Source organism: Roseibacterium elongatum DSM 19469, assembly GCF_000590925.1.
Classification (GTDB): domain Bacteria; phylum Pseudomonadota; class Alphaproteobacteria; order Rhodobacterales; family Rhodobacteraceae; genus Roseibacterium; species Roseibacterium elongatum.
Genome location: NZ_CP004372.1, coordinates 3,011,245 through 3,034,372, shown reverse-complemented (window position 1 = coordinate 3,034,372; position 23,128 = coordinate 3,011,245). Strand labels below are relative to the sequence as shown.

General features: G+C 67.8%; 16 protein-coding genes, 2 tRNA genes and 4 pseudogenes. 10 read left to right on the top strand and 12 right to left on the bottom strand.

Going from position 1 to position 23,128, the window contains the following annotated elements; all coding sequences use genetic code 11:
- Window positions 1-2 precede the first annotated feature (2 nt).
- Window positions 3-1,271 (bottom strand): oligosaccharide flippase family protein, encoded by a 1,269-nt coding sequence (locus ROSELON_RS14735; protein ID WP_407059664.1) that lies wholly within the window; start codon window positions 1,269-1,271, stop codon window positions 3-5.
- A 177-nt stretch (window positions 1,272-1,448) separates the two neighbouring features.
- On the opposite strand from ROSELON_RS14735, the gene ROSELON_RS14730 reads away from it, so the two are divergent.
- The 3 genes from ROSELON_RS14730 to ROSELON_RS14725 all read left to right on the top strand — a co-directional run bounded on the left by ROSELON_RS14730 (window position 1,449) and on the right by ROSELON_RS14725 (window position 5,600).
- On the top strand, window positions 1,449-2,498 hold the full coding sequence (locus ROSELON_RS14730) for a polysaccharide biosynthesis/export family protein (RefSeq protein ID WP_342665302.1): 1,050 nt from the start codon (window positions 1,449-1,451) through the stop codon (window positions 2,496-2,498).
- Window positions 2,495-2,662: a hypothetical protein gene (locus ROSELON_RS19120; RefSeq protein WP_342665301.1), complete on the top strand. Its 168-nt coding sequence runs from the start codon at window positions 2,495-2,497 to the stop codon at window positions 2,660-2,662. Before ROSELON_RS14730 ends, ROSELON_RS19120 begins: the two co-directional genes overlap by 4 nt.
- A 172-nt stretch (window positions 2,663-2,834) precedes the next feature.
- Window positions 2,835-5,600: a phosphoenolpyruvate carboxylase gene (locus ROSELON_RS14725; protein WP_025313087.1), complete on the top strand. Its 2,766-nt coding sequence runs from the start codon at window positions 2,835-2,837 to the stop codon at window positions 5,598-5,600.
- Window positions 5,601-5,922: 322 nt separating this feature from the next.
- Here the strand turns inward: ROSELON_RS14725 and ROSELON_RS14720 are convergent.
- Window positions 5,923-5,997: transfer RNA gene (locus tag ROSELON_RS14720), tRNA-Asn, on the bottom strand.
- Window positions 5,998-6,060: 63 nt separating this feature from the next.
- Window positions 6,061-7,010: pseudogene (locus ROSELON_RS19240) on the bottom strand (MBL fold metallo-hydrolase).
- A 131-nt stretch (window positions 7,011-7,141) separates the two neighbouring features.
- Between ROSELON_RS19240 and ROSELON_RS14710 the strand changes: the two are divergent.
- A complete protein-coding gene (locus tag ROSELON_RS14710; RefSeq protein ID WP_342665299.1) occupies window positions 7,142-8,323 on the top strand; it encodes an ATP-binding protein in 1,182 nt (393 codons plus the stop codon).
- A gap of 13 nt (window positions 8,324-8,336) precedes the next feature.
- Here the strand turns inward: ROSELON_RS14710 and ROSELON_RS17905 are convergent, their stop codons facing one another.
- Together ROSELON_RS17905 and ROSELON_RS14700 are read right to left on the bottom strand one after the other, a co-directional pair.
- Window positions 8,337-10,037: a calcium-binding protein gene (locus tag ROSELON_RS17905; RefSeq protein ID WP_025313086.1), complete on the bottom strand. Its 1,701-nt coding sequence runs from the start codon at window positions 10,035-10,037 to the stop codon at window positions 8,337-8,339.
- A 47-nt stretch (window positions 10,038-10,084) separates the two neighbouring features.
- Window positions 10,085-10,158, bottom strand: a tRNA-Ile gene (locus ROSELON_RS14700).
- A gap of 136 nt (window positions 10,159-10,294) precedes the next feature.
- Between ROSELON_RS14700 and ROSELON_RS14695 the strand changes: the two genes are divergently transcribed.
- From ROSELON_RS14695 to rnd, 4 genes are all read left to right on the top strand, one after another.
- The gene (locus ROSELON_RS14695; protein WP_025313085.1) at window positions 10,295-10,708 is read left to right on the top strand and encodes a hypothetical protein; all 414 of its coding nucleotides are present in this window, start codon (window positions 10,295-10,297) and stop codon (window positions 10,706-10,708) included.
- A gap of 72 nt (window positions 10,709-10,780) precedes the next feature.
- On the top strand, window positions 10,781-11,830 hold the full coding sequence (gene purM / locus ROSELON_RS14690; RefSeq protein ID WP_245605354.1) for a phosphoribosylformylglycinamidine cyclo-ligase: 1,050 nt from the start codon (window positions 10,781-10,783) through the stop codon (window positions 11,828-11,830).
- Window positions 11,827-12,429 (top strand): phosphoribosylglycinamide formyltransferase, encoded by a 603-nt coding sequence (gene purN, locus ROSELON_RS14685; protein WP_025313084.1) that lies wholly within the window; start codon window positions 11,827-11,829, stop codon window positions 12,427-12,429. Before purM ends, purN begins: the two co-directional genes overlap by 4 nt.
- A gap of 76 nt (window positions 12,430-12,505) precedes the next feature.
- Window positions 12,506-13,666 (top strand): ribonuclease D, encoded by a 1,161-nt coding sequence (rnd, locus tag ROSELON_RS14680; protein ID WP_025313083.1) that lies wholly within the window; start codon window positions 12,506-12,508, stop codon window positions 13,664-13,666.
- A gap of 8 nt (window positions 13,667-13,674) precedes the next feature.
- On the opposite strand, the gene ROSELON_RS14675 is transcribed toward rnd, so the two are convergent.
- Entirely contained in the window at window positions 13,675-14,121 is a 447-nt protein-coding gene (locus ROSELON_RS14675) for a hypothetical protein (protein ID WP_038651733.1), read from the bottom strand.
- 122 nt (window positions 14,122-14,243) lie between these two features.
- Here ROSELON_RS14675 and ROSELON_RS14670 point away from each other — a divergent pair.
- Window positions 14,244-14,671: pseudogene (locus ROSELON_RS14670) on the top strand (SufE family protein).
- Window positions 14,672-14,764: 93 nt separating this feature from the next.
- Here ROSELON_RS14670 and gltA read toward each other — a convergent pair.
- Window positions 14,765-16,057 (bottom strand): citrate synthase, encoded by a 1,293-nt coding sequence (gltA, locus tag ROSELON_RS14665; protein WP_025313081.1) that lies wholly within the window; start codon window positions 16,055-16,057, stop codon window positions 14,765-14,767.
- Window positions 16,058-16,164: 107 nt separating this feature from the next.
- Complete coding sequence (gene gltX / locus ROSELON_RS14660) at window positions 16,165-17,583, bottom strand: glutamate--tRNA ligase (RefSeq protein WP_025313080.1); 1,419 nt, start codon at window positions 17,581-17,583, stop codon at window positions 16,165-16,167.
- 109 nt (window positions 17,584-17,692) lie between these two features.
- Here gltX and ROSELON_RS14655 point away from each other — a divergent pair, with 109 nt between their 5' ends.
- A complete protein-coding gene (locus tag ROSELON_RS14655) occupies window positions 17,693-19,825 on the top strand; it encodes a ComEC/Rec2 family competence protein (protein WP_342665298.1) in 2,133 nt (710 codons plus the stop codon).
- Here ROSELON_RS14655 and lexA read toward each other — a convergent pair.
- The 4 genes and pseudogenes from lexA to trpC all read right to left on the bottom strand — a co-directional run bounded on the left by lexA (window position 19,819) and on the right by trpC (window position 23,107).
- A pseudogene (lexA, locus tag ROSELON_RS14650) lies at window positions 19,819-20,510 on the bottom strand (transcriptional repressor LexA). The gene ROSELON_RS14655 and the pseudogene lexA sit on opposite strands and share 7 nt — an antisense overlap.
- A gap of 107 nt (window positions 20,511-20,617) precedes the next feature.
- A complete protein-coding gene (locus tag ROSELON_RS14645; protein ID WP_025313078.1) occupies window positions 20,618-21,817 on the bottom strand; it encodes a molybdopterin molybdotransferase MoeA in 1,200 nt (399 codons plus the stop codon).
- A pseudogene (gene moaC / locus ROSELON_RS14640) lies at window positions 21,814-22,301 on the bottom strand (cyclic pyranopterin monophosphate synthase MoaC). Before moaC ends, ROSELON_RS14645 begins: the two are co-directional and overlap by 4 nt.
- Window positions 22,301-23,107, bottom strand: a complete 807-nt coding sequence (gene trpC, locus ROSELON_RS14635; RefSeq protein WP_025313077.1) for an indole-3-glycerol phosphate synthase TrpC — start codon at window positions 23,105-23,107, stop codon at window positions 22,301-22,303. Before trpC ends, moaC begins: the two are co-directional and overlap by 1 nt.
- Window positions 23,108-23,128: the final 21 nt, after the last annotated feature.

The following is a 23,128-nucleotide window of genomic DNA, read 5'->3' as shown; positions in this document are numbered from 1 at the left end:
ATCTATACCTTGGCGGGTGAACGGGACAGGAAAGCGACCGACAGCGCAGGCCACGCGGCGGCGACCTGCGTGACGGCGGCCACGACCAGATAGCCGATGGCGATGTGCATCAGGCCGAACGGCGCCATGACGATCGTGTTGACGATCAGCGCCGCGGCCATGGCGGTCGTGGCGGTGAACTCGGCGCCGGTACGCGCCTCGGCGCGCAGCCAACCGGCAGCCGACGACCAGATAATCCCCGGAATGGCGGCAAGGCACAGCACCGACACGATGCCGCTGGCGTCCTCCCAGCCGGGGCCGAACAGGATCGGCACGTAGATCGGCGCCATGAGCGATTGCAGAACGACGACCGGCGCGATCAGGCCAAGCGCCAGCACGAGGCTTTGACGCAGCGCGGTGGGGCGATCCCGCGCCTGGCACAGATGGGGGAAGAGCACGGTCGAAAAGGCCAGCGCAAAGGAATTGGCAAGGCCGAGGCCCGCGTTGAACGCCATGAAATAGAGGCCCAGTGCCTCGGCCCCGAGTATCCAGCCGACAATCAGCTTGTCCGCCTGCATGCGCACGGCGCGCACGATCTCGACCCCCAGAACACCGGCGCCGAACCGCACGAAACCCGACACCGGCGCGGGCGGCACCGCCCGGTCCACGCGCCAGGGGTGCAGGCGGCGCATCGCGATCAGCCAGATCGGCGCCGACAGGACACGCGGTAGAACGAGCGCCAGCGGCGAGGGCCAGACAAGCACCAGCGCCGCCGTCAGGGCATTGGCCCCCACGACCTGCGCGCCCGCGATGGTCGCGGTCTGGCGCAGCTTGCCGGCCCGCATCGCGAGCGCCGCCTGCACCAGCCCGGCCGGCATGAACAGGTATTCGAGGGCCAGAAGCGCAATCAGCGCGCCCAGCATGACCTGCCCCGAGATCAGGATCACCGCCGCGCCGATCGCAACCTGCACGGCGACCAGCCCCAGGCACCAGACCCAGAAGATGCGGCGCGCCGTGCGGCAGGCAGCGGGCAGATCGGCATCGCTTGTGGCGATGATCCGGTGCCCGACCCCGTTCTCGGTCAGGGCCTTGAGGATATCCGAGGCCGCCATCGCCGCCGCCGCAACGCCGAGCGCGGCCACATCCATGCTGCGCGCGACGGCGATCACGACCAGCAGGCGCGACGCCTTGGCCGCGCCCTCGGACACGCCATAGGCCAGCAGGTTTCGACAAAAGGGTCCAAGGGTGTGCGACAGGGGCATGGGTTTCCCGCGTTTCAGGTGATGCGCCATGTCTGGGGCAACTGCGCCACAACAGCGAGCGCGCCGCCGGAGGGGGGCATGTCGCACTTGCCCCGTCGCCTATCCGTTCGAATAGTCTGGCTAGACCACGTCGCAGGCGCGCGTCGGGTGCCGTCATGCTAGGGATGACGCCCAACACCGCTCAAACCGGAAAGCTGCACGGATTCGATGACCGATTTTATCTTGAGACTGGCGCTCGGGTGGGCCGCGCTGACCCTTGCGGCCTGTGCGCAGGTGTCCAACCCGTCCAATATCGAACCCGTGGACAGCGGCGGCGGCTATCAGGCGCAGTACCGCGACCCCGACCCGGTGACGCGCAACGCGCCGCCGCGTCTGATCTCGCCGGACCTGAACGCGCAGCAGTGCCATCCGCCCCGTGGCGGGGCCGCGCGACAGGGACCAAGCCACGCCGCGCTGGTCTTGACCGCCGAGCGTTTGACCCGCGGCGACCTGCTGGATGTGCGGGTGGCCGATGACGAGACCTTTTCGGGCAGCTACGAGATCTCGCGCGATGGCACCCTGCGCCTTCCGTTTCTCGATCCGATCCCGGCCCATGGCCGCCGCACCGAAACGGTCGAGGCCGAGCTTGCGACAGCCCTGGTGGCGGGCGGTTTCTACGTCGGGCAGCCGCGGGTCTCGGTGCGTGTGATGGACGCCGCCGGTGTCAGCGTCAGCGTCAGCGGCGCGGTGTTCGAGCCGCGCCCTGTCGATATCGGCGGCGTGGCGGGTGACGAGGTGGACAGCCTGCGCCAGGCGGCGCTGGGCGCCTCGGCCGAGGGGCGGGATCTGGCGGCGGCGCTGCGCTCGGCCGGGGGCATCCGCCCCGATGCCGATCTGTCGGCGGTCGAGATCCGCCGCCGGGGGGTGGTGCATGTGATCGACCTGCGCCCGGTCCTCGACGGTCTCGACCGGGCGGACGTGCCGCTCTTGACGGGGGACGAGGTATTCGTCCCGTCGCGCGGCTGTTTTCAGGACGCGTTGATGCGGCCCAGCCCGATCAGCCCGCCGGGCGTGACCCTGTTCCTGTCGAACCTGACGCAACCGGCTGCGGGCACGCGGTGTCGGCCGTCGGGCGAGAGGTGCGCGAGGTGCCCTATGGCACCCGGTTCCTGCAGGCGGTCGTCGATACCAATTGCGTGGGGGGCGCCCGCGCGACCAGCGCCTGGCGGTCGGCGGCGCTGTTGTCCCGCAATCCGGTCAGCGGTGTCTCGACCGTGATCGAGCGCGATATCGAAGGGATGTTGCGCCGTGCCGATCGCGACGATTACGATCCCTATGTCCTGCCGGGCGACGCGATTGCCTGTTATGACAGCCGGCTGACCAACCTTGCCGATCTGGCCGGGGCGGCGGTGACTGTTGCGGGGGCCTGGGCGCTGCCCTGATCGGGTCAGCACGTGTGCGCTTTCCTTGACCCTGCGCAAGGCGCGGGGATGAGTGGGGCGGCTAGCCTGCCTGCGGGACGCCGGAACTGGCAAGGGGCCCGGCATCGGGCCCCGCAACCCGCCCGACGACATGATATGCCCAGGGATCGACAGGACCTGCAGGACCGCCACCGTGACCGACCTTGATCTGACCGCCATCAACCGCCAGCAGAAAACCGACGAGACGCTACGCTTCCTGATGCGCTGTTTCGGCGATGTCCTGGACGGGCTCGGGGCCCGGGACAGTGCCGCGGCGCTGCCCTGGCAGGCCCTGTGGGACGGTCCGGGGCAGGGGCAGGGGGTGCCCGATCTGACCTCGGAAGATTTGCGCGCCTATGTGATTGCCTTGCAGCTTCTGGCTCAGTCCGAGGAAAACGCCATCGCGCAAACGCGTCGGGCCGACGAGGCCCGAGGTGGTCTGGACCAAGATGCCGGCTCATGGGACCAGCATTTCGCCAGGCTGAAGGCGGCCGGCCATGATGGCCCCTCGCTGGCACGGGCGCTGGCCAAGATCCGGGTCGAGCCGGTCCTGACCGCACATCCCACCGAAGCCAAGCGGCGCACCGTGCTTGCGCATCACAGGGCGCTTTACCGGCTGCTGGTCGAGCGCGAGAACACCATGTGGACCGACGCAGAGCGCAGCGATCTGCGCACCGCCGCCTGCACCGAGATCGAGCGGCTGTGGCGCACCGGGCATGTCCATCTCGAAAAGCCGACCGTTGCCGATGAACGCGCCAGCATCCTGTACTATCTGTCCACGGCGCTTCCCGAAACGCTGCCATGGATCAACCACCGGCTTGGCGCTGCGTGGCACCGGGCCGGGTTCGATCCCGATCTGCGCGCCGAGCGTCGCGGGCGGCCCCAGCTCCGCTTTGGCGATTGGGTCGGTGGCGACCGCGATGGCCATCCGCTGGTCGACGCCGCCACGACACAAGACACGCTGACCCTGTTTCGTGCCGAAGCGCTGGCCCTGCATGAAAGACAGCTTGCGGCTCTGGCCGAGCGTCTGAGCCTGTCGGAACACCGCTTTGCGCCGCCGGACGCACTCTTTGCCTGGATCGACCGGCGGGCCGCCGCGTTGGGAGAGGCCGGCGCGGCGGCGGTTGCGCGCAATCCCGGCGAGCCCTACCGCCAGGCGGTGAACCTGATTGCCGCCGCGCTGCCCCCGGCCGAGGGTGAGATCGGGCCCGGGCGCTATACCGAGGCACGGGCCTATCACGCCGAGTTGCTGCACCTACGCCGCTGGCTGATCGAGGCCGGGGCCGGACGCCTGGCCGAGGCCGATCTCGACCCGCTTCTCGATCTGGCGGAATGCTTCGGGTTTCATCTGGCAACGCTCGATATCCGGCAGAACAGCGCCTATCACGACCGCGCGATGGCCGAGCTGCTGCAAGGCTCCGCCGGCCCTGAGGGGGCCGCGTTCCCCTCCTGGCCAGCCGCGCGGCGCGCCGACCTGATGCGCCGGGAATTGGCGACGCCGCGGCCCTTCGTTGCGCCCGGCACCTCGGTCGGGCCCGTGGCCGACGACATGCTGGCCCTCTACCGGGTACTGGCCCGGCATGTGGGCCGCCATGGCACCGCGGGGCTTGGGGCGCTGATCGTGAGCATGACCCGAGGGGCCGAAGACCTCTGGGCCGTCTACCTCTTTGCGCGTGAGGCGGGTTTGCTCCAACACGGGCCCGACGGGCCCTGGCTGCCGCTGCCCGTCGTGCCGCTGCTGGAAACCATCGACGATCTGGAGCGCTGCGAAGAGGTGCTGGAGGCGTTTCTCGATTGCGACGTGGTCTGGCGGTCGCTGATGACCCAGGCCGAGCGCTCGGGCGAAGACCTGCCCGTGCAGCAGGTCATGATCGGCTATAGCGATAGCGGCAAGGATGGCGGCGTGGTGGCCAGCTTCTGGGCGCTGTACCGGGCGCAAACCCGGCTCGTGGCGCTCGGGCGTCGGCGTGGCGTCCGCATCCGCTTTTTCCATGGCCGCGGCGGTGCGATCGGGCGCGGGGCGGGGCCGACGCATCGCTTTCTCAGCGCGCTGCCCCCCGGCGCGGCGGGCGGCGACCTGCGCATGACCGAACAGGGCGAGACCATCGCGCAGAAATACGCCAACCGCGTGACCGCCGCCCACCATCTCGAATTGCTGATGGCCGGAACCCTGGGCGCCACCTTGCACCCCCGCACCGACCCGCCCGAGCTTTTGGCGGCGATGGATTTCCTCGCCGAGACCAGCTTCGCCGCATGGCGCGCCCTGGTGGAGGCCGAGGGGTTTCTGGAGTTCTTCGCCGAAGCCACGCCCATCGATGTCATCGAGCAGAGCCGGCACGGCTCGCGACCTGCGCGGCGGACCGGCAAACGCAGCCTGACCGACCTGCGGGCCATTCCCTGGGTCTTTGCCTGGAATCAGGCGCGGTTCCTGCTGCCCGGCTGGTATGGTCTTGGCACGGCATTGGAACGCCTGCAGACCGAGGCGCCCGACCAGTTCGCCGCGCTTGTCAACGCCAAGGCCGAGGCGACACGCTGGCCCCCGATCCATTTCCTCGTATCGAATGCGGCGACCGCGCTGGCCCGCGCGGATACGGCCCAGATGCAGGCCTATGCCGGGCTGGTTCAGGATCGGGAGGTGGCAGAGCGGTTCTTGTCGCGGATCCTCGCCGAACACGCCCGCACGGGCGCGATGCTTGGCACGATTTACGGCGCTCCGCTGGCCGAGATCCGGCCCGAGGTCCAGCAGGGCCTCGACCGGCGCCATGCTGCCCTGGTCCCCTTGCATGCCAAGCAACGCAAGCTCCTCATGCAGTGGCGCGCCGCACAGACCGCCGGCGACGAAAAGGCCGCCGGCGACCAGGTCCATGACCTGCTCCTGACCGTGAACGCCATCGCGGCCGGTATCGGGGCGACAGGGTAACCGGCCGACATGGCCGGACCCTGCCCATGGCACGTCCCGACCGGCCGTAACAGGGCATGCCGCAACCCGGGCGCATGGCCGAGCGTCCGTGCCAATCATCCAAAAGCCGCCCGGCAATCGGCGCCCCGCCGCGTCTCGCGCGCTGCGCCCGTCCAGCCATCTCCGGCCCCAGTACGTCCGGGGAGACCGCAAGCCCGAGACAAGCAGTCATCTAAAGCCGTAAGAGGATGGGCAGTACCGACCCGTCTCACGCCGGACGGTCGTCTCGACTGCAAAACCCGGGCCCATGACCCACGTTTATCGGCTCAGGAAAGAGTTTTATTGGCTCCGGCGGTAGGGATCGAACCTACGACCAATTGATTAACAGTCAACTGCTCTACCGCTGAGCTACGCCGGAACTGGCGGTGCTATAGCAAGTGGCTTTTTGCCCGTCCAGTAGCAGAGGCAAGAAATTTTCCCTTTACGGGGAAATCGCTTCGAACCGCATGTCGGCGGACGGGGCATCGAGGGCTCGGGCCAGGTTTCTTTCATCGAGATCAATGAGATGGGCCAGAACATTCCTGGCCGCTGCGGGCATCAGGGCCGGGTCGACATCGGTGTAGACCGCCTGCGCGATCTCGGTTGCGGTGGCCGGGCCAGCCTTTTGCAATGCGGTCAGGATTTGCGACTCGCGCGCGCGACGATGGGCCAGCAGCGCGGCGGCGCGGGCCTGGGGCTCGGTCACGGGATCGCCGTGGCCGGGGTAGTAGATCCGGTCCGTGCGCCCGGTCAGGCGCGCCACCGATGCCATGAAGGTCGTCATGTCCCCATCCGGGGGCGAAACGAGCGAGGTGGACCAGCCCATCACCAGATCGCCCGAAAACAACGCCCCCCGCCAGACGAAACTCAGGTGATTGGCCATGTGGCCGGGCGTCTCGATCACCTCGATCCGCCCCCAGTCCCCGTCGATCGTCATGCCCTCGCGCAGCGGCGCAGTCGGGGGCAAAGCGGTCATCCACCCCCTCACCGCCGCCAATGCCTCCGCTTTGGGCGAGGGCCGCCATGATCGGGCGGCGGCCCCAGTCCGAGGGGCCGGCGGCCAGGATCTCGGCACCCGTGGCCTGCGCCAGCGGGGCCGCCAATGGGGAATGATCGAGATGGGAATGGGTCACGAGGATCTTCGTGATCTGCTCCCCCCGGTCCGAGGGTGGAGAGGATCGCGTCGAGATGGGCCTCGTTCAGCGGCCCGGGGTCGATCACGGCCACGTCCGACCCTGCCCCCGCGCTGTCGGGTGCGCCGAGCAGCCAGGTGTTCGTCCCGCGATAGGTCATGGGCGAGGGGTTGGGGGCCACGACCAACCGCAAGCCGGGGTCCAGCCAGTGCGCGCCGCCCCTTTCCTTCCCGTCCGTCGCGCGTTTAGATGCCGCCATGTCGCCCTTTTCCTGGATCAAGCGTTTCCTGCCCCGCGGGCTGTATGGCCGGGCCGCCCTGATCCTGATCGTGCCCGTCCTCGCGGTGCAGCTTGTCGTGTCCTCGGTCTTCATTCAACGCCATTACGAGAATGTCACCCAACAGATGGCCCGCGCCCTTGCGCTGGACATGGCGCTGGTGCTCGACCGGTTCGCGACCGAGGGGCTGGAGGCGGGGCGTCGAGACGGCCGAGGCCCTCGATATCGAGGTCAGCATCCCGCCCGCGGGCCTGACCGAGGATCGGCGGCTGTTCTACGATCTGTCGGGTGTGGTCATGATCGACGTGATGCGCGCCAGCCTGCCGGGGGTGGTTGCGGTGGATCTGATGGATGTGGACAACGACGCGGTCGTCTCGATCGGCGCGGCACCGGGGCGCCCGGCGATGGACCTGACGGTCAGCCGCCGCCGCGTTTCGGCATCCAATCCGCACCAGATGCTTGTGATCATGGGGATGACGGGTATCTTCATGACCGGACTGGCCTACCTGTTTCTGCGCAATCAGCTGCGTCCGATCCGTCGGCTGGCCAAGGCGGCCGAGGCCTTTGGCAAGGGGCGGCGGGTTCCCTATGATCCGGCCGGCGCCTCCGAGGTACGCAGTGCCGGGCGGGCCTTTCTGGACATGCGGGCGCGGATCGAGGGGCAGATCGAGCAGCGGACCCTGATGCTGTCGGGGGTGAGCCATGACCTGCGCACGCCGCTCACGCGCATGCGGCTCGGGCTGTCCATGCTGGACGAGACGCCCGAGGTCGAGGACCTCGTGCATGACGTGGAGGAGATGCAGAGCCTTCTGGACACGTTTCTTGAATTCGCCCGAGGCGAGGCGCTGGACGACCCGGTGGAAAGCGACCCGGTGGCCATCGCGCAGCGCGTGGTCGACAATGCCCGGCGCACCGCGGGCGATATCCGCTATGTCGGGCCGGACAACGCCGCGCCCGTCCTCATGCGGCCCGACGCCGTTCACCGCGCGCTGGCCAATCTGGTGTCCAACGCGCTGCGCTATGGAGACAGGTCGGTGCTGACCCTGACCATGCTGGACGGGGCGCTGCGCTTCTCGGTCGAAGATGACGGGCCGGGCATCGCGCCGGCGGACCGGGCCGATGCCGTGCGGCCATTCCTGCGGCTGGACGCGGCGCGCAATCAGGATCGTGGAACGGGTGTCGGCTTGGGGCTGGCGATTGCCACCGATATCGCGCGCCGTCACGGCGGCACGCTGCGCCTGGGGGAAAGCGCGCGGTTGGGCGGATTGCGGGTGGATCTGGTGTTGCCGCGGTAGGCGGGCAGGGTGCCTAGAACAGAAAGTCGCCGGCGTCGAAGCCGCCCGTATAGCCCATCACGATGATCGCGTCGCCGCCATCGAAGGCCAGCCGCGTGTTCACGCCATTGTCGGTGATCGTCAGATCGCCCAAGCCCGAGACCTGTGTGTGGCCCGTGAAATTGATCTTGTCGACCCCATCCTCCCAGTCGACGAGGTAATCCAGCCCGCTGCCATCGCGGAACACGAAGACATCCGCCCCCGTCCCGCCAAAGAACGAGTCGAAGCCCGCCCCGCCATCCAGCGTGTCATTATCGGCGCCACCCGCCAAGACATCGTTGTTGGACCCGCCGGTCAGCATGTCGTTTCCACCCGCCCCGACCAAAACGATGGCGTCGCTGACGCCGCTGGCATCAAGATGATCGTGGCCGCCGCCTGAATTGACCCGTTCGATGCCCGTCCCGAAAAGGGTGAAGGTGAAATCGCCGTCATCTTGCAGAAACAGCAGGTCATATCCGGCGCCGCCGTTGAAGGACAGATCGGTTGAGTCGCCGAAAATGCGGTCGGCCCCTGCGCCGCCGGAAAAGCTGTCCGCGCCGCCATTGCCGAACAGAAAGTCATCTCCATCGCCGCCGATCAGCGCATCCGCATCCGCGCCGCCGGACAACTGGTCGGCGTCTGAGCCACCAATCAGCGTGTCATTGCCCGCAAGACCAGACATCACCATCGAGGTCGTCACACCAGTGCCGTCGAAGCGGTCGTTACCCGCCCCGCCCAGAACGCGCTCGATACTCGTGCCGGCCAGCGCGATATCCACCCCCGAGGCATCCACGACGATCAGGCGATCATAGCCCGCCCCGCCGTCGAACTGGGAATCGTCCCCGTCGATATAGAGGTCATCTGCCCCGGTCCCGCCCAAGAAACTGTCAGCACCATCATTGCCCTGCAGAACATCGGCCCCAGAGCCGCCGATCAAAAGGTCGTCGCCCAAACCGCCCCGCAGCACGTTGCCGTCGCCCGCCGTCGCGGCGAGGGTGTCGTTGCCGGCAAGGCCCTCAAGGCTGTCGGCACCCGTACCCCCCTCAAGGCTGTCATCGCCTTCGCCGCCATTCAGCGTATCGTCCCCGGCGCCGCCCAGAATGGTGTCATCCCCGTCGAGACCGTAGATGACCTCGGCCACCTGGATGCCGTCGATCCGATCGGCGAATTCCGTTCCCACGACATCCCCATTCAGCGGGGCTGCGACATCGTCCATCATGTCGCTGAAATCCTCGATTCCGTTTGCCTGACCGGTCGTCACGCCGTCGGGCATGCTGGTCAAAGGGTCGAGGCCGGCGGCGGCCAGCAAGGCGCCGATGAAGGTGTTCGAATTGGTGCCAAGCGCGTTGTAGGGATAGCCGTCCTCTTCGAAAAGGCGCGCATAGGCCACCATCAAGGCCCAGGCCTCGTCATCGTCGAGCGGCCCGAAATCGAGCTGCGTGGCAAAGCGGTCCTCGGGCGTGTCGCCGTCGCGATTGTCGGCCGACACCGCCATCGGAACGTTCACCTCGAACTCCATTTCCGTGCCAAAGACCGCGTCATCGGCCGGTCCGCTACGCAGCACCCATTCATTGCCATCCGTGTCCCGATAGACGAGATAGACGTGAACGAAATTCAGAAGATCGATGTCCTTGGCTTCGATGAAGATGCCCGGGGCGCCGGTCGTGACGGTCGGGGCAGGGGACAAGGGTGCCATGGACATCTGCTCAACCTTCCCGTGATCGCCCTCGCGGATGCGGCCGGTAGGCCCGGAGGGACTCGAACCCCCAACCAAGGCGTTATGAGCGCCCTGCTCTAACCGATTGAGCTACAGGCCCGCCGCGCCCGAGGCTTATCAGACCGCCCCCGCCCGTCAAGCCATCACGCATCCACCCCGGCAGCGGCACGCTTGCCGTGGCGCGCGCCTGCGCCTATTGCAGTGCCATAGCCATCACACAGGCGGTAGGATCGGTCATGCCCTCACTTTCTGCCCTCGCGGCGCGCTATCTCGTCTGGATCGTGGCGCTGCGTTTTGTCTATGCGGCGCTCATTTCATTCGCCGGGATCCCCAATTCCCTTGCGACCGGGGTCATTCTAGCCTCGGTGCCGGCGGCGGATGTGGGGATGCGCGCCGCGCGGTCGGCCACGCGGGGCCTCGGGCTGCGCGACTGGGGGGTGATCTGGGCGATGATGCTGGGCCTGTATCTGTTGCTCAACGTCGTGTTGCCCGCCCTGTTGATGCCCGCCATCCGTGCGATGCTGGGCGATCCGGCCGGGTTGAGCAACCAGGCGATGCTGGTGGGCTCGACGGCGCTGATGCTGGCGCTGTTTTTGTGGATCGGCCGTCGGGCGGCGGGGGCGGATGCACCCGGCAACCGCAACGGCTGAACGTGCCGCCGCCGGATGGACCTTGTCCGCCGCGCCTGCTAGGGGCCTGTCAAACATGTGGGAGGTGCCGATATGGCTGATCGCAAACCGGGTCTGACCTATGCCGAGGCCGGCGTCGATATCGAGGCCGGCAATGCGCTGGTGGATGCCATCAAGCCCGCCGCCGCCGCCACGCGCCGTCCCGGCGTGATGGAGGGTTTGGGCGGTTTCGGCGCGCTGTTCGATCTCAAGGCCGCGGGCTATGCCGACCCGGTTCTGGTGGCGGCGACCGATGGGGTGGGCACCAAGCTCAAGATTGCCATCGACACCGGGCATTTCGACACGATCGGCATCGACCTTGTCGCCATGTGCGTGAACGATCTGGTGTGCCAGGGGGCCGAGCCGCTGTTTTTCCTCGACTATTTCGCGACGGGCAAGCTGGAGGTCGGGGCCGCGGCGCGCATCGTCACCGGCATTACCGAGGGCTGCCGCCTGTCGGGCTGTGCCCTGATCGGGGGCGAGACGGCGGAAATGCCCGGCATGTACGCGCCCGGCGATTTCGATCTGGCCGGGTTCGCCGTCGGCGCGATGGAGCGGGGTCACAGCCTGCCGGCTGGGGTGGCGTCGGGCGATGTGTTGCTGGGGCTCGCCTCGGACGGGGTGCATTCCAACGGCTATTCGCTGGTGCGCAAGGTCGTCGACCGCTCAGGCCTCGACTGGCATGCGCCGGCCCCCTTCGCCGAGGCGTCCGACCTGGGCGCCGCCCTGCTGGCGCCGACGCGTCTCTATGTGCAACCGGCGCTGACCGCGATCCGGGGCCGGGGGCGTGCATGCGCTGGCCCATATCACGGGCGGCGGCCTGACCGAGAACCTGCCGCGCGCTCTGCCCGTGGGGCTGGGCGCGCAGACGACCTGTCGTCCTGGCCATTGCCCCCGGTCTTTGCCTGGTTGGCCGCCGAGGGCGGGTTGGACACGCCGGAATTGCTGAAGACGTTCAACGCGGGCATCGGCATGGTGCTGGTGGTCTCGGCCGAGCGCGCCGACGATCTGGCCGCGCTGCTGAGCGCCGAGGGTGAGCGCGTGCACCGCATCGGAACCGTGGCCGAAGGGCAGGGGGTCAGCTACGCCGGAACGCTGGCGTGACACGCCGCGTCGCGATCCTGATCTCGGGCGGCGGCTCGAACATGGTGGCCCTGGCCCGGTCGATGACCGGCGACCACCCGGCGCGGCCCTGTCTGGTGCTGGCCAATGACCCCAAGGCCGGGGGGCTGGCGCGCGCCGCAGACATGGGCATTCCCGTGGCCGCGGTCGATCATCGCCCCTTCGGCAAGGATCGCGCCGGGTTCGAGGTCGCCTTGACGGTGGCGATCCGCCCCTACGCCCCGGATATCCTGTGTCTTGCGGGCTTCATGCGGGTTCTGACCGCAGGGTTCGTCGGCCAGTGGCAGGGGCGGATGTTGAACATTCACCCCTCGCTCCTGCCGAAATATCGCGGGCTCCACACCCATGCCCGCGCCATCGAGGCCGGCGATGCCGAGGCCGGCTGCACCGTCCACGAGGTGACACCAGAACTGGATGATGGCCCGATCCTCGGGCAGGCACGTGTGCCTATCCTTCCGGGGGACACGCCACAGACCTTGGCGGACCGCGTGCTGGTGCAGGAGCATCGGTTGTACCCCGCCGTGCTGCGCCGCTTCGCCGCCGGGGATCGCAGCCCTGTTTTCCTCGACGATGCGGGGTGATCGCGCACTCTTTCCTTTCGCGCGGCGCTCGCCTATCACCGAGCGCAGCATTCTCTGCCCCAGTAACGGATGACCCGTGCCCAAGACCCTGACCACGACCGACGCCCTGGCCGATTTCTGCGCCCGGGCCGCTGACGCCCCCTATGTGACAGTCGATACCGAGTTCCTGCGCGAGCGGACCTATTACGCCCAGCTGTGCCTTGTGCAGCTGGCCCTGCCGGGCGAGGGGGACGATGACGCCGTTCTGGTCGACCCGCTGGCCGACGGGATGGACCTCGCGCCGCTGTATGCGCTGTTTCGCAACAGATCCGTGGTCAAGGTGTTTCACGCCGCGCGTCAGGACCTGGAAATCTTTCATGTCGAGGGCGGCGTCGTGCCCGCGCCGCTGTTCGACACGCAAGTCGCGGCAATGGTCTGCGGTTTTGGCGATCAGGTCGGCTACGAGACCCTCGTGCGCAAGATCGCCAAGGCCAGCCTCGACAAATCCTCACGCTTCACCGACTGGTCGCGGCGACCGCTCAGCGACGCGCAAAAGACCTATGCCCTGGCCGATGTGACCCATCTGCGTCAGATCTACGAACACCTCTCGGCCCGCCTCGCGACATCGGGGCGAACCCACTGGCTCGAGGAAGAGCTGGCGACACTGACCGATGCCGAGAATTACGTGGTCACGCCTGAGGATGCATGGAAACGCCTGAAGCTGCGCACGACCTCGCCCAGGCTGTTGGCCGTGGCCCGCGAACTGGCCGCCTATCGCGAACGCACGGCACAGGAAAAGAACATCCCCCGCAACCGCATCCTCAAGGATGACGCGTTGATGGAACTGGCCTCGACCAAGCCGAAATCGGTTCAGGACCTGTCGAAATCGCGGCTGCTTCTGCGCGATGCGCGCAAGGGCGCGATTGCCGAAGGGTTGGTCGCCGCCGTCAAGCGCGGCCTCGACACGCCGCCCGACAAGGTTCCGCATGTGCCCAAGGCGCGTGATCGGTCCGGGATGAACCCGGCGCTGGCCGATCTGCTGCGCGTGCTGCTCAAGGCCAAGGCCGAAGAGGCCGGCGTGGCGGCCAAGCTGATCGCCTCGGCCTCGGATCTCGACGATATCGCCTCGGGGCTGCATGACGGGATCTGGGCCACCGGCTGGCGGCGCGAGGTGTTCGGCGATGATGCGCTGCGCCTGATCGAGGGCAAGATCGCCCTGTCCGCGATCGGGCAAAAGGTCAAGATCGTGACCGTCTGACCGCCGCGTCAGCGGCGGCTGACCGACCGCCTGTTGGCCTGTCCGATCACGAGGATCGTGCGCACGCCCTCAAGATCGCCGCGTCCAAGTGCCGTCGCGGCGACGATCTCGCGCGTTGCGGGCGCGCCCTGCGGCTGCTGTGTCAGGGGCGGCGCGGCGCGAAACTCGAAGATCAGCGTGCCGTCTTCGCGCCCCGCCGGAACGAGATCGGCCTGCCAGTAGCCTTGCGTCGGCACGATCCCGGTTGCCCGCAGGATCGCGCCCGAGCTTGTGCCCTCGACGCTGAGCGCGGCCACCTCGGCCACCAGCGGGCGCGGATCGGCCGGATCGACCTCGGTCTCGACGACGCGCACGCGCTCTTCGCGGTCGCCCCCGAACCAGGTCATCGGGTTCAGGCGGCTGTCACAGGCCGCAAGGGTCAGGATCAGCGACAGGGCGACAAGGGCGCGCGGCATGGGCAACCTCCGGGTTTTCATTGCGCCGCTGTCTATCCGATTGCCCCTGCGATGAAAAGCGCCACTGGACTGTCGCGGCCGGTCCGCCTACCTCATGGGCGTTGCAGATCAAGGAACCGACCATGGCGACCGAAGCCTTCGAAGATATCGCGGACACGTTCGACTTTCTCGACGATTGGGAGGAGCGCTACCGCCACGTCATCGAACTGGGCAAGGCGCTGCCGCCGCTGGATGACGCGGTCAAGGTGCCGGCCACCAAGGTCGATGGCTGCGCCAGCCAGGTCTGGATCCTGCCGCGCATCGAGGGAGAGGGGCCCGCGGCGCGTGTCGTTTCGAGGGCGACAGTGACGCCATCATCGTGCGCGGCCTGATTGCCGTGCTGCACGCGCTGTATTCCGGGCTGACCGTGGCCGAGGTTCTGAAGGTGGACGCACAGGCCGAGTTGGCGCGGCTCGGTCTGGACGAGCACCTGTCATCGCAGCGCTCGAACGGGGTGCGCGCCATGATCGCGCGCATCCGCGATCTGGCCGCCGAGCGGATGGCATCTTGACGTGATGCTTCAGCGTCGCCTGTCAAGTCATTGCGGTACATGAAAAAAGGCCACCCGAGTCGGGTGGCCTTGTCGGTCGTGCAACCGGCCGGCTCAGCGGTCCTCGATCTCGACATAGTCGCGATGCGTTTCGCCGGTATAAAGCTGGCGCGGGCGTCCGATCTTCATCGCCGGATCGGTCAGTTGCTCTTTCCACTGGCTGACCCAGCCCACCGTGCGGCTGACCGCGAAAATGGGCGTGAACATCGAGGTCGGAAAGCCCATCGCCTCGAGAATGATGCCCGAATAGAAATCGACGTTCGGGAACAGTTTCTTCTCGGCGAAATAGGGATCTTCGAGGGCGGTCTTTTCCAGTTCCATCGCAACTTGCAGGATCGGGTTGTCCTCGACGCCCAGCAGGTCCAGAACCTCGTGAGCCGATGTCTTCATCACCGTCGCGCGCGGGTCGTGGTTCTTGTAGACGCGGTGGCCAAAGCCCATCAGGCGGAACGGATCGTTCTTGTCCTTGGCGCGGTCGATGAATTCGGGAATGCGATCGGGCGTCCCGATTTCCTTGAGCATTTCCAGGCAGGCCTGGTTCGCCCCGCCATGCGCCGGACCCCAGAGGCAGGCGATGCCGGCCGCGATACAGGCAAACGGGTTCGCGCCCGAGGACGAGGCCAGACGCACCGTCGAGGTCGAGGCGTTCTGCTCGTGATCGGCATGGAGGGTAAAGATCCGGTCCATCGCACGGCTAAGGATCGGGTCGACCTTGTATTCCTCGGCCGGCACGGCAAAGCACATGCGCAGGAAGTTCGAGGCATAATCCAGATCGTTGCGCGGATACACGAAAGGCTGGCCGATCGTGTATTTATAGGCCCATGCCGCGATCGTCGGCATCTTGGCGATCAGGCGGTGGCTGGCGATCTCGCGCTGGCGCGGGTCGTTGATGTCGGTCGAGTCGTGGTAGAAGGCCGACATCGCGCCGACCACGCCCACCATGACCGCCATCGGGTGGGCATCGCGGCGGAACCCGCGAAAGAAATTGCCCATCTGCTCGTGGATCATCGTGTGATGCGTGATCGTGGTCTCGAATTTCTCGAGGTCGGCCGCATTCGGCAATTCGCCATAAAGCAGCAGATAGCAGACTTCGAGGAAATGCGATTTCTCGGCCAGCTGGTCGATCGGGTAGCCGCGATGCAGCAACTCGCCCTTGTCGCCGTCGATGAAGGTGATCGAGCTGTCGCAGGACGAGGTCGAGGTAAAGCCGGGGTCATGCGTGAAAACGCCGGCCTGGCCGTAAAGCTTGCCGATATCGATCACATCGGGTCCGGCACTGGGGGACCGAACCGGCAACTCGTAGGATTTGCCGTCGATGGTCAAGGTGGCGGTTCTGGTGTCTGCCATTGTCGTCCCTTCTCCAACTGAACTGCCGCGCGGGGCGCGCGGGCAGGGGATAGGGGCCGGACGCTGCCGTCGCGGACCCCACGCTGAGTGTGCGCCCCGCCCTGCACTCACTCGGGGCGGGAGGCGGCGTCCGTCAGGCGGGCGATGGTTTCGTCCCGACCGATGACGAGCATCATGTCGAACACGCTGGGGGTCACGCTGCGCCCGGCAATCGCTGCCCTGAGCGGGCCTGCCAACTTGCCGAATTTCATGCCGTGCCCCTCGGCCGCGGCATTCAACGTGCTCTCCAGCATCTCTCGCGTCCAGCTAACATTCTGCAACTGCGCAGTCAATTCTCGCAGTATACCACGGGATACCGGGTCGAGCGCCCTGGCGGCTTTCTCATCCGGGGCGATGGGCCGTTCGGCCAAGACGAATTGGGCTTTTTCCATCAGATCGGGCAGCGATTTGGCCCGATCCTTGAGGCAAAACATCGCAGAGGCAAGTCCCGCTTTCTGCGACTGCGAAAGCGGCGTCTCTTCGGTGACTGCACGGAACCTTTCGATTTCCGCGACGATATCGGCGTCCTCCATGCGCGCGATATGCCAGCCCGCGACGTTCTCGAGCTTTTTCATGTCCAGCCGCGCGGGCGATTTGCCGATTCCCGTCAGGTCAAACGAGGCCTGCGCCTGCGCATCGGTGAACAACTCGTCATCGCCATGGCTCCAGCCCAGACGGGCCAGATAGTTGCGCATCGCGGCGGGCGGATAGCCCATTGCGGCATACTCCATCACGCCAAGCGCGCCGTGGCGTTTCGACAGTTTCTTGCCGTCCGGGCCGTGGATCAGCGGGATATGGGCCCAGACCGGCTCGGGCCAGCCCATGGCATGGTAGATCTGGGCCTGCCGGGCCGCATTGTTGAGATGGTCGTCGCCGCGGATCGCATGGGTCACGCCCATGTCGTGATCGTCCACGACGACGGCCAGCATGTAGGTGGGCGTTCCGTCCGAACGCAGCAGCACCATGTCGTCGAGCTGCGCATTTTTGACCGTGACCCGGCCTTGAACCGCATCCTCGATCACGGTTTCGCCGTCGCGCGGGGCCTTGAGCCGGATGACAAAGGGCGCGCCTGCGGGGTGGTCGGCCTCGGGCGCGTCGCGCCACGGGCTGAGAAACAGGGTCGAGCGGCCCTCGGCCTTGGCCTGATCGCGAAAGGCCTGGATCTCGTCGGGGGTGGCGTAACACTTGTAGGCATGGCCCGCGGCCAGCATCTGCTGGGCGACCTCGGCGTGCCGCTCGGCGCGGGCGAACTGGCTGATCACCGGCCCGTCATGGTCGAGGCCCAGCCACGCCAACCCGTCCAGAATGGCCTGTGTCGCCTCGGGGGTCGAGCGCGCGCGATCGGTGTCCTCGATGCGCAGCAGGAACTTGCCCCCCCGTCCACGGGCGAAAAGCCAGTTGAACAAGGCGGTCCGCGCCCCACCGATATGCAGGAACCCGGTGGGCGAGGGGGCGAAACGTGTAACGACAGCGTCTTGATCGGCCATGTGATCCCTTTCGGGCGAGTGTCGAGCGCTCGCCCGCGTTAACCAGTTCGAAACCATGTCTTGGATAGACAAGGGGGGACTTACTCGACCGTGACGGAGGGGCGCAAGGGTGCGGACGGGCCAGATCCTGCCGGCGTTGAACGCGGTGCAGCAGGGGCAGCGCGGGGCCCTGATGCCATGGGCGCCGGTTGCGCTGGCCCTGGGGGTGGGGACGTATTTCGCGCTGCCGGTCGAACCCGGCCTCGCGGGCTATGGTCTTGCCCTCGGGTCGGGCGCGGGGGGGCTGGCGCTCTACCTTTGGCGGCGCGAGGGGTTGGGTCCGTTGGGATTGGCCCTTTTCCTGATGGCCGCAGGGGTCGCCGTGGCCGGCGCACGGGCGCATCTTGTGGCCGGTCCCGTGCTCGATTTCCGCTACTATGGCGTGATCGAGGGGCGCGTTGTCGGCATCGACCGGTCCGCCTCGGACGCGCTGCGCCTGACGCTGGATCAGGTCCGCCTCGACGATGTCCGCCCAGAGCGTGTGCCGACCCGTGTACGTGTCTCGCTGCATGGCGCGCAGCCTTGGCTCGCCCCCGCGCCGGGGATGCGGGTGATGATGACCGGGCATCTGTCCCCGCCCTCGGGGCCGGCCGAACCGGGGGGCTTCGATTTCCAGCGGCATGCCTGGTTCCTGTCGCTTGGGGCGGTGGGCTACACGCGCAGCCCGGTTCTGCTGGCCGAGGCGCGCGCGCCCGGTGCGGCCCCGCTGTTCCACCTGCGCATGCAACTGTCACAGGCGATCCGCGCCGAGATCCCGGGACAGCCCGGCGCCTTCGCCGCGGCGGTGTTGACGGGCGATCGCTCGGGGCTCGAGGCCGGGCCGGTCGAGGCGATGCGCGCGGCCAACATCGCCCATCTGCTGGCCATCTCGGGCCTGCATATGGGCCTGCTGACGGGCTTCGTCTATGCCGCGCTGCGGACGGTGCTGGCGCTGATCCCGGCGCTGGCCCTGCGCTACCCGATCCGCAAATGGGCGGCGGTCGCCGCGCTCGGGGCCGGGGCCTTCTACCTCGCCTTGTCGGGGGGCAATGTCGCGACCGAGCGGGCCTTCATCCAGGTTGGGGTGATGTTCGTGGCCGTGCTTCTGGACCGGCGCGCGGTCACCTTGCGCTCGGTCGCCATCGCGGCTCTGATCGTTCTGGTCCATCGCCCAGAAACGCTGATGTCGCCGGGTTTCCAGATGTCCTTTGCCGCGACGACGGCGCTTGTGGCGGTGTTCAACGGCTTGCGCGGACAGGCGTGGATGCTGGCCTGGCCGCGATGGGCGAAATGGGGGTTTGCCCTTGTCGTCTCCTCGGCGGTGGCAGGTGCGGCAACCGCGCCTTTCGCGGCGGCCCATTTCAACCGGATCGCCGTTTACGGCCTTTTGGCCAACCTTCTGACCGTGCCGGTCATGGGCAGCGTCGTGATCCCGACCGCCGTGCTGGCGGCGCTGCTGTGGCCCCTGGGGGCGTCGGCGGTGGCCTTTGCGGTCATGGAACCGGCGCTGGCCTGGATCCTGGGGGTGGCCGACCGGGTCGCGGCCCTGCCCGGCGCCACCACGCCGGTGGTCACGCCCCCGGCCGGCTGGCTGGCGGCGATTGCCCTGGGCGGGCTGGTCGTGATCCTGTGGCAGGGGCGTCTGCGATGGCTGGGGGCCGTGCCCGTTCTGCTGGCCATGCTGCTCTGGACCGAGGCCGAGCGGCCACGCGTGCTGATTTCCGACAGCGGCGGTCTTGTCGGTGTCATGACGGGGCAGGGGCGCGCCCTGTCGCGCCCGCGCGGGGATGGGTTCGTGGCCCGGATCTGGCTGGAAAACGATGGCGATCTGGCGGATCAGGCCAGGGCGGCGGACCGGGCCGGGTGGCGCGACGACGGGCGTGGCCGCTCCATCGAGCTGCCGGATCTGCGCATCTGGCATGGGGCCGGTCGGCGTGCCCTGGCCGAGGCCGGGGCGGCCTGTCTGTCCCATGACCTGGTGATTCTGTCCGAGCCTCTGGCCAATGCCGATCTGCCGGTTGGTGCAGGCGCGCCCGATGCCGAAGCGGGGTTGCGCAACGCGCAAGCCCCCTGTCGCGTGATGGACCGCGCCTTTCTGGATACCAACGGCGCCGTGGCGCTGGTTCGCGCTGGTGGCACGGCCGAGGTCACGGTAGTCACCTCACGCGACTGGCAAGGCGACCGCCTCTGGAGCCCGCGTCACCGCCGCGCGCGCGCTCAATAGGTGCGGATCAATCCGACCAGCTTGCCCTGAACGGTCACCTGATCGTCGCGCAACACGCGCGTCTCATACGCGGGGTTTGCCGCCTCGAGCGCGATCATCCCGCCCTTGCGCCGAAACCGCTTCAGCGTCGCTTCGTGCCCTTCGACGAGGGCGACGACGATGTCGCCGTTGTCGGCGCGGGCGGTTTCCTCGATCACGACGATGTCACCATCATTGATACCGGCCTCGATCATCGAGTCGCCGCGCACCTCGAGCGCGTAATGCGACCGCCCGCTGCCCAGCATCTGCTGCGGCACCGCCACATGGGCGGCCACATCGCTGATCGCCTCGATCGGGGTGCCGGCGGCGATGCGTCCCATCACCGGCACGTCCAGTGCGGCCGCCTGCACCGGCATCGCGCCGGGGGGCGGCGCGGCATCGGGGCGGTCGCCCTCGATCGACGGCGGGGGGCGAACCCCGCGCTTTCCATGCCGTCGGGCATCTTGACGATTTCGATGGCGCGGGCGCGATGCGCCAGCCGCCGGATGAAGCCGCGCTCTTCCAGGGCGGTGATCAGCCGGTGAATGCCCGATTTCGAGCGCAGATCCAGCGCGTCCTTCATCTCGTCAAAGGACGGTGGCACGCCATCGCGCTGCACCCGCTTGTGAATGAATTCCAGCAGATCGCGCTGTTTGCGTGTCAGCATGACCCAATCCTCCTGCTGCCGGGGCGGGGAATATGCCCGTCCGCTCGATCCTCGTTCACCTTGTGTTCTACCGCTGTTCGCGCTCCGTGTCAACGAAACGGGGCGGATCAGGTGATGAGGGGCCCCAGAGGCAGGTAGTCGACGATATCGCCCATGCGTCGTTTGCCGTCGTCGACCGGGCGCACCAGCAAGGCGTTGGCACGGCTGAAGATCGACAAGAGCGAACTGTCCTGCCGGTCAAAGGGGGTGATCTCGGGCAGGTCGGCGCCAGGCACGACCTCGGCGCGCATGTAGTGCTCGCGCGGGCCATTGGGGTCGAGATCGTCCATGAGGCGGGCCCGCCGCCGGCGGCGCGCCCCGGCCGGCAGGCCGAGAAACGCGCGCAGCATGGGCACGAGGAACAGGTGCCCACAGACCATGGCCGAGACCGGGTTGCCGGGCAGGCCCAACAGCGCCCCCTCGCCAAGCCGTCCCGCCATCAGCGGTTTGCCGGGGCGCATGGCGATCTTGTAGAAGGCACGTTCGAGGCCGAGGCCCGCGGCCACCTCGCCCACAAGGTCATGATCGCCCACCGAGGCCCCACCCACGGTCACGATCAGGTCGGCGCCTTTGGCCAGGTCGAACACGGTCTCCAAGCTCTCGCGATTGTCGCGGGCGATGGGCAGCAGGCGGGCATGGCCGCCCTCGGCCTCGATCAGCGCTTTCAGCCCATAGGTGTTCGAGGCGATGATCTGGTCGGGGCCGGGGTCTTCGCCGGGGCTGACCAACTCGTCCCCCGTGGCGATCATGGCCACCTCGGGGCGGCGGGTGACCGACAGGGTGGGGGCGTTCATGGCAGCGGCCAGTGCGATATCGGCGGGCGACAGGCGGCGCGGTGCCTCGATCCGGGCGCCGGCGCGGAAATCGGCCCCCGACGGGCGCAGATGCAGCCCGCCATCCAGCGTCTTGCCTAGGGTGATCGTGTCGCCATTGACGGTCACGTCCTCCTGGATCACGATGCGGTCCGCGCCCTCGGGCACCGGCGCGCCGGTGAAAATGCGCAGCGCCTCGCCCGGCCCGATCCGGCCCGACCACGCGCGGCCGGCGGGCGCTTCGCCCACGACGCGCAGGCGGCGGCCCGGGATCGCCTCGATATCGCGCAGGGCATAGCCATCCATGGCCGAGGCGGCGAATGGCGGCTGATCGCGCTTGGCAAAGACGGGATCGGCCAGAACGCGGCCCGCCGCCTCGGACAGGGGCACGGTCTCGGCCTCGAGCGGGCGGGTCAGGGCCAGACAGGCCGAAAGCGCTTCGTCGACCGTGATCATGCACGCTCCTCGGCCTGGTAGCGGCCGGATTTGCCGCCATCTTTCAGAACACGCGCAAGCCGCCGATCTCCATGGATTTCTCGGCGGCTTTCAACATGTCATAGACGGTCAATGCGGCGGTCGAGGCGGCGGTCAGCGCCTCCATCTCGACGCCGGTTTGTCCGGTCGTCTTGACCGTGGCCGAGATGCGCACACCTGGCAGCGCGTCGTCGGGGGTCAGATCGACCGTGACCTTGGTGACCGGCAGAGGGTGGCAGAGCGGGATCAGTTCGGCCGTTCGCTTGGCCCCCATGATCCCGGCGAGACGCGCCACGCCTAGCACATCGCCCTTCCTGGCATCGCCCGTGGTCACCAGCGCCAGCGTCGCGGGTTGCATGCGCACATGGCATTCGGCCACGGCGATGCGCGACGTGACTGCCTTGTCAGAGACATCGACCATATGGGCCTGTCCGCCCCCGTCGAAATGGGTGAGCTTGCCCGCCATCACGCGCCCACCGGCAGCGGGTCGGCCAAGAGCGCGCGGGTGGCCGCGGTCACGTCATCCTGCCGCATCAGGCTTTCGCCGATCAGGAAGGTGCGCGCCCCGCAGCGCGCCATCTCGGCCAGATCTTCGGGCGTGAACAGACCGGATTCCGAGATCACCATCCGATCCTCGGGCACCCGCGCGGCCAGGGTCCGCGTGGTGTCGAGTGTCGTCTCGAACGTGTTGAGATTGCGGTTGTTGATGCCCAGAAGCGGGCTGGCCAGCTTCATCGCCCGGTCCAGTTCGGCCCCGTCATGCACCTCGATCAGCGCATCCATGCCCCAGTCGCGCGCGGCATCTTCCAACTCGGCGGCCTGCCCATCCTCGACCGAGGCCATGATGATCAGGATGCAATCGGCCCCCCAGGCCCGCGCCTCGGCGACCTGGTAGGTGTCATAGAGGAAATCCTTGCGCAGACAGGGCAGGTTGGACGCGGCGCGCGCGCGGCTCAGATACTCGGGCGCGCCCTGGAAAGACGGCGTGTCGGTCAGCACCGACAGACAGGTTGCCCCCCCGGCCTCGTAGGCGCGGGCCAGCGCGGGCGGGTCGAAATCGGCGCGGATCAACCCCTTGGACGGGCTGGCCTTCTTGATCTCGGCGATCAGCCCGTAGCCGGTGGCCGACGCCTTGCGCAATGCCTCGCCAAAGGGGCGGATGCGCGGGGCGGCGCGCGCGGCCTCTTCCACCGTGCTGCGGGGGCGGGCGGCCTTGGCAGCGGCGACCTCGTCCAGCTTGTAGGCCTTGATCTTGTCGAGAATGGTGCTCATGCGGCCCCTCGGAATGATGTC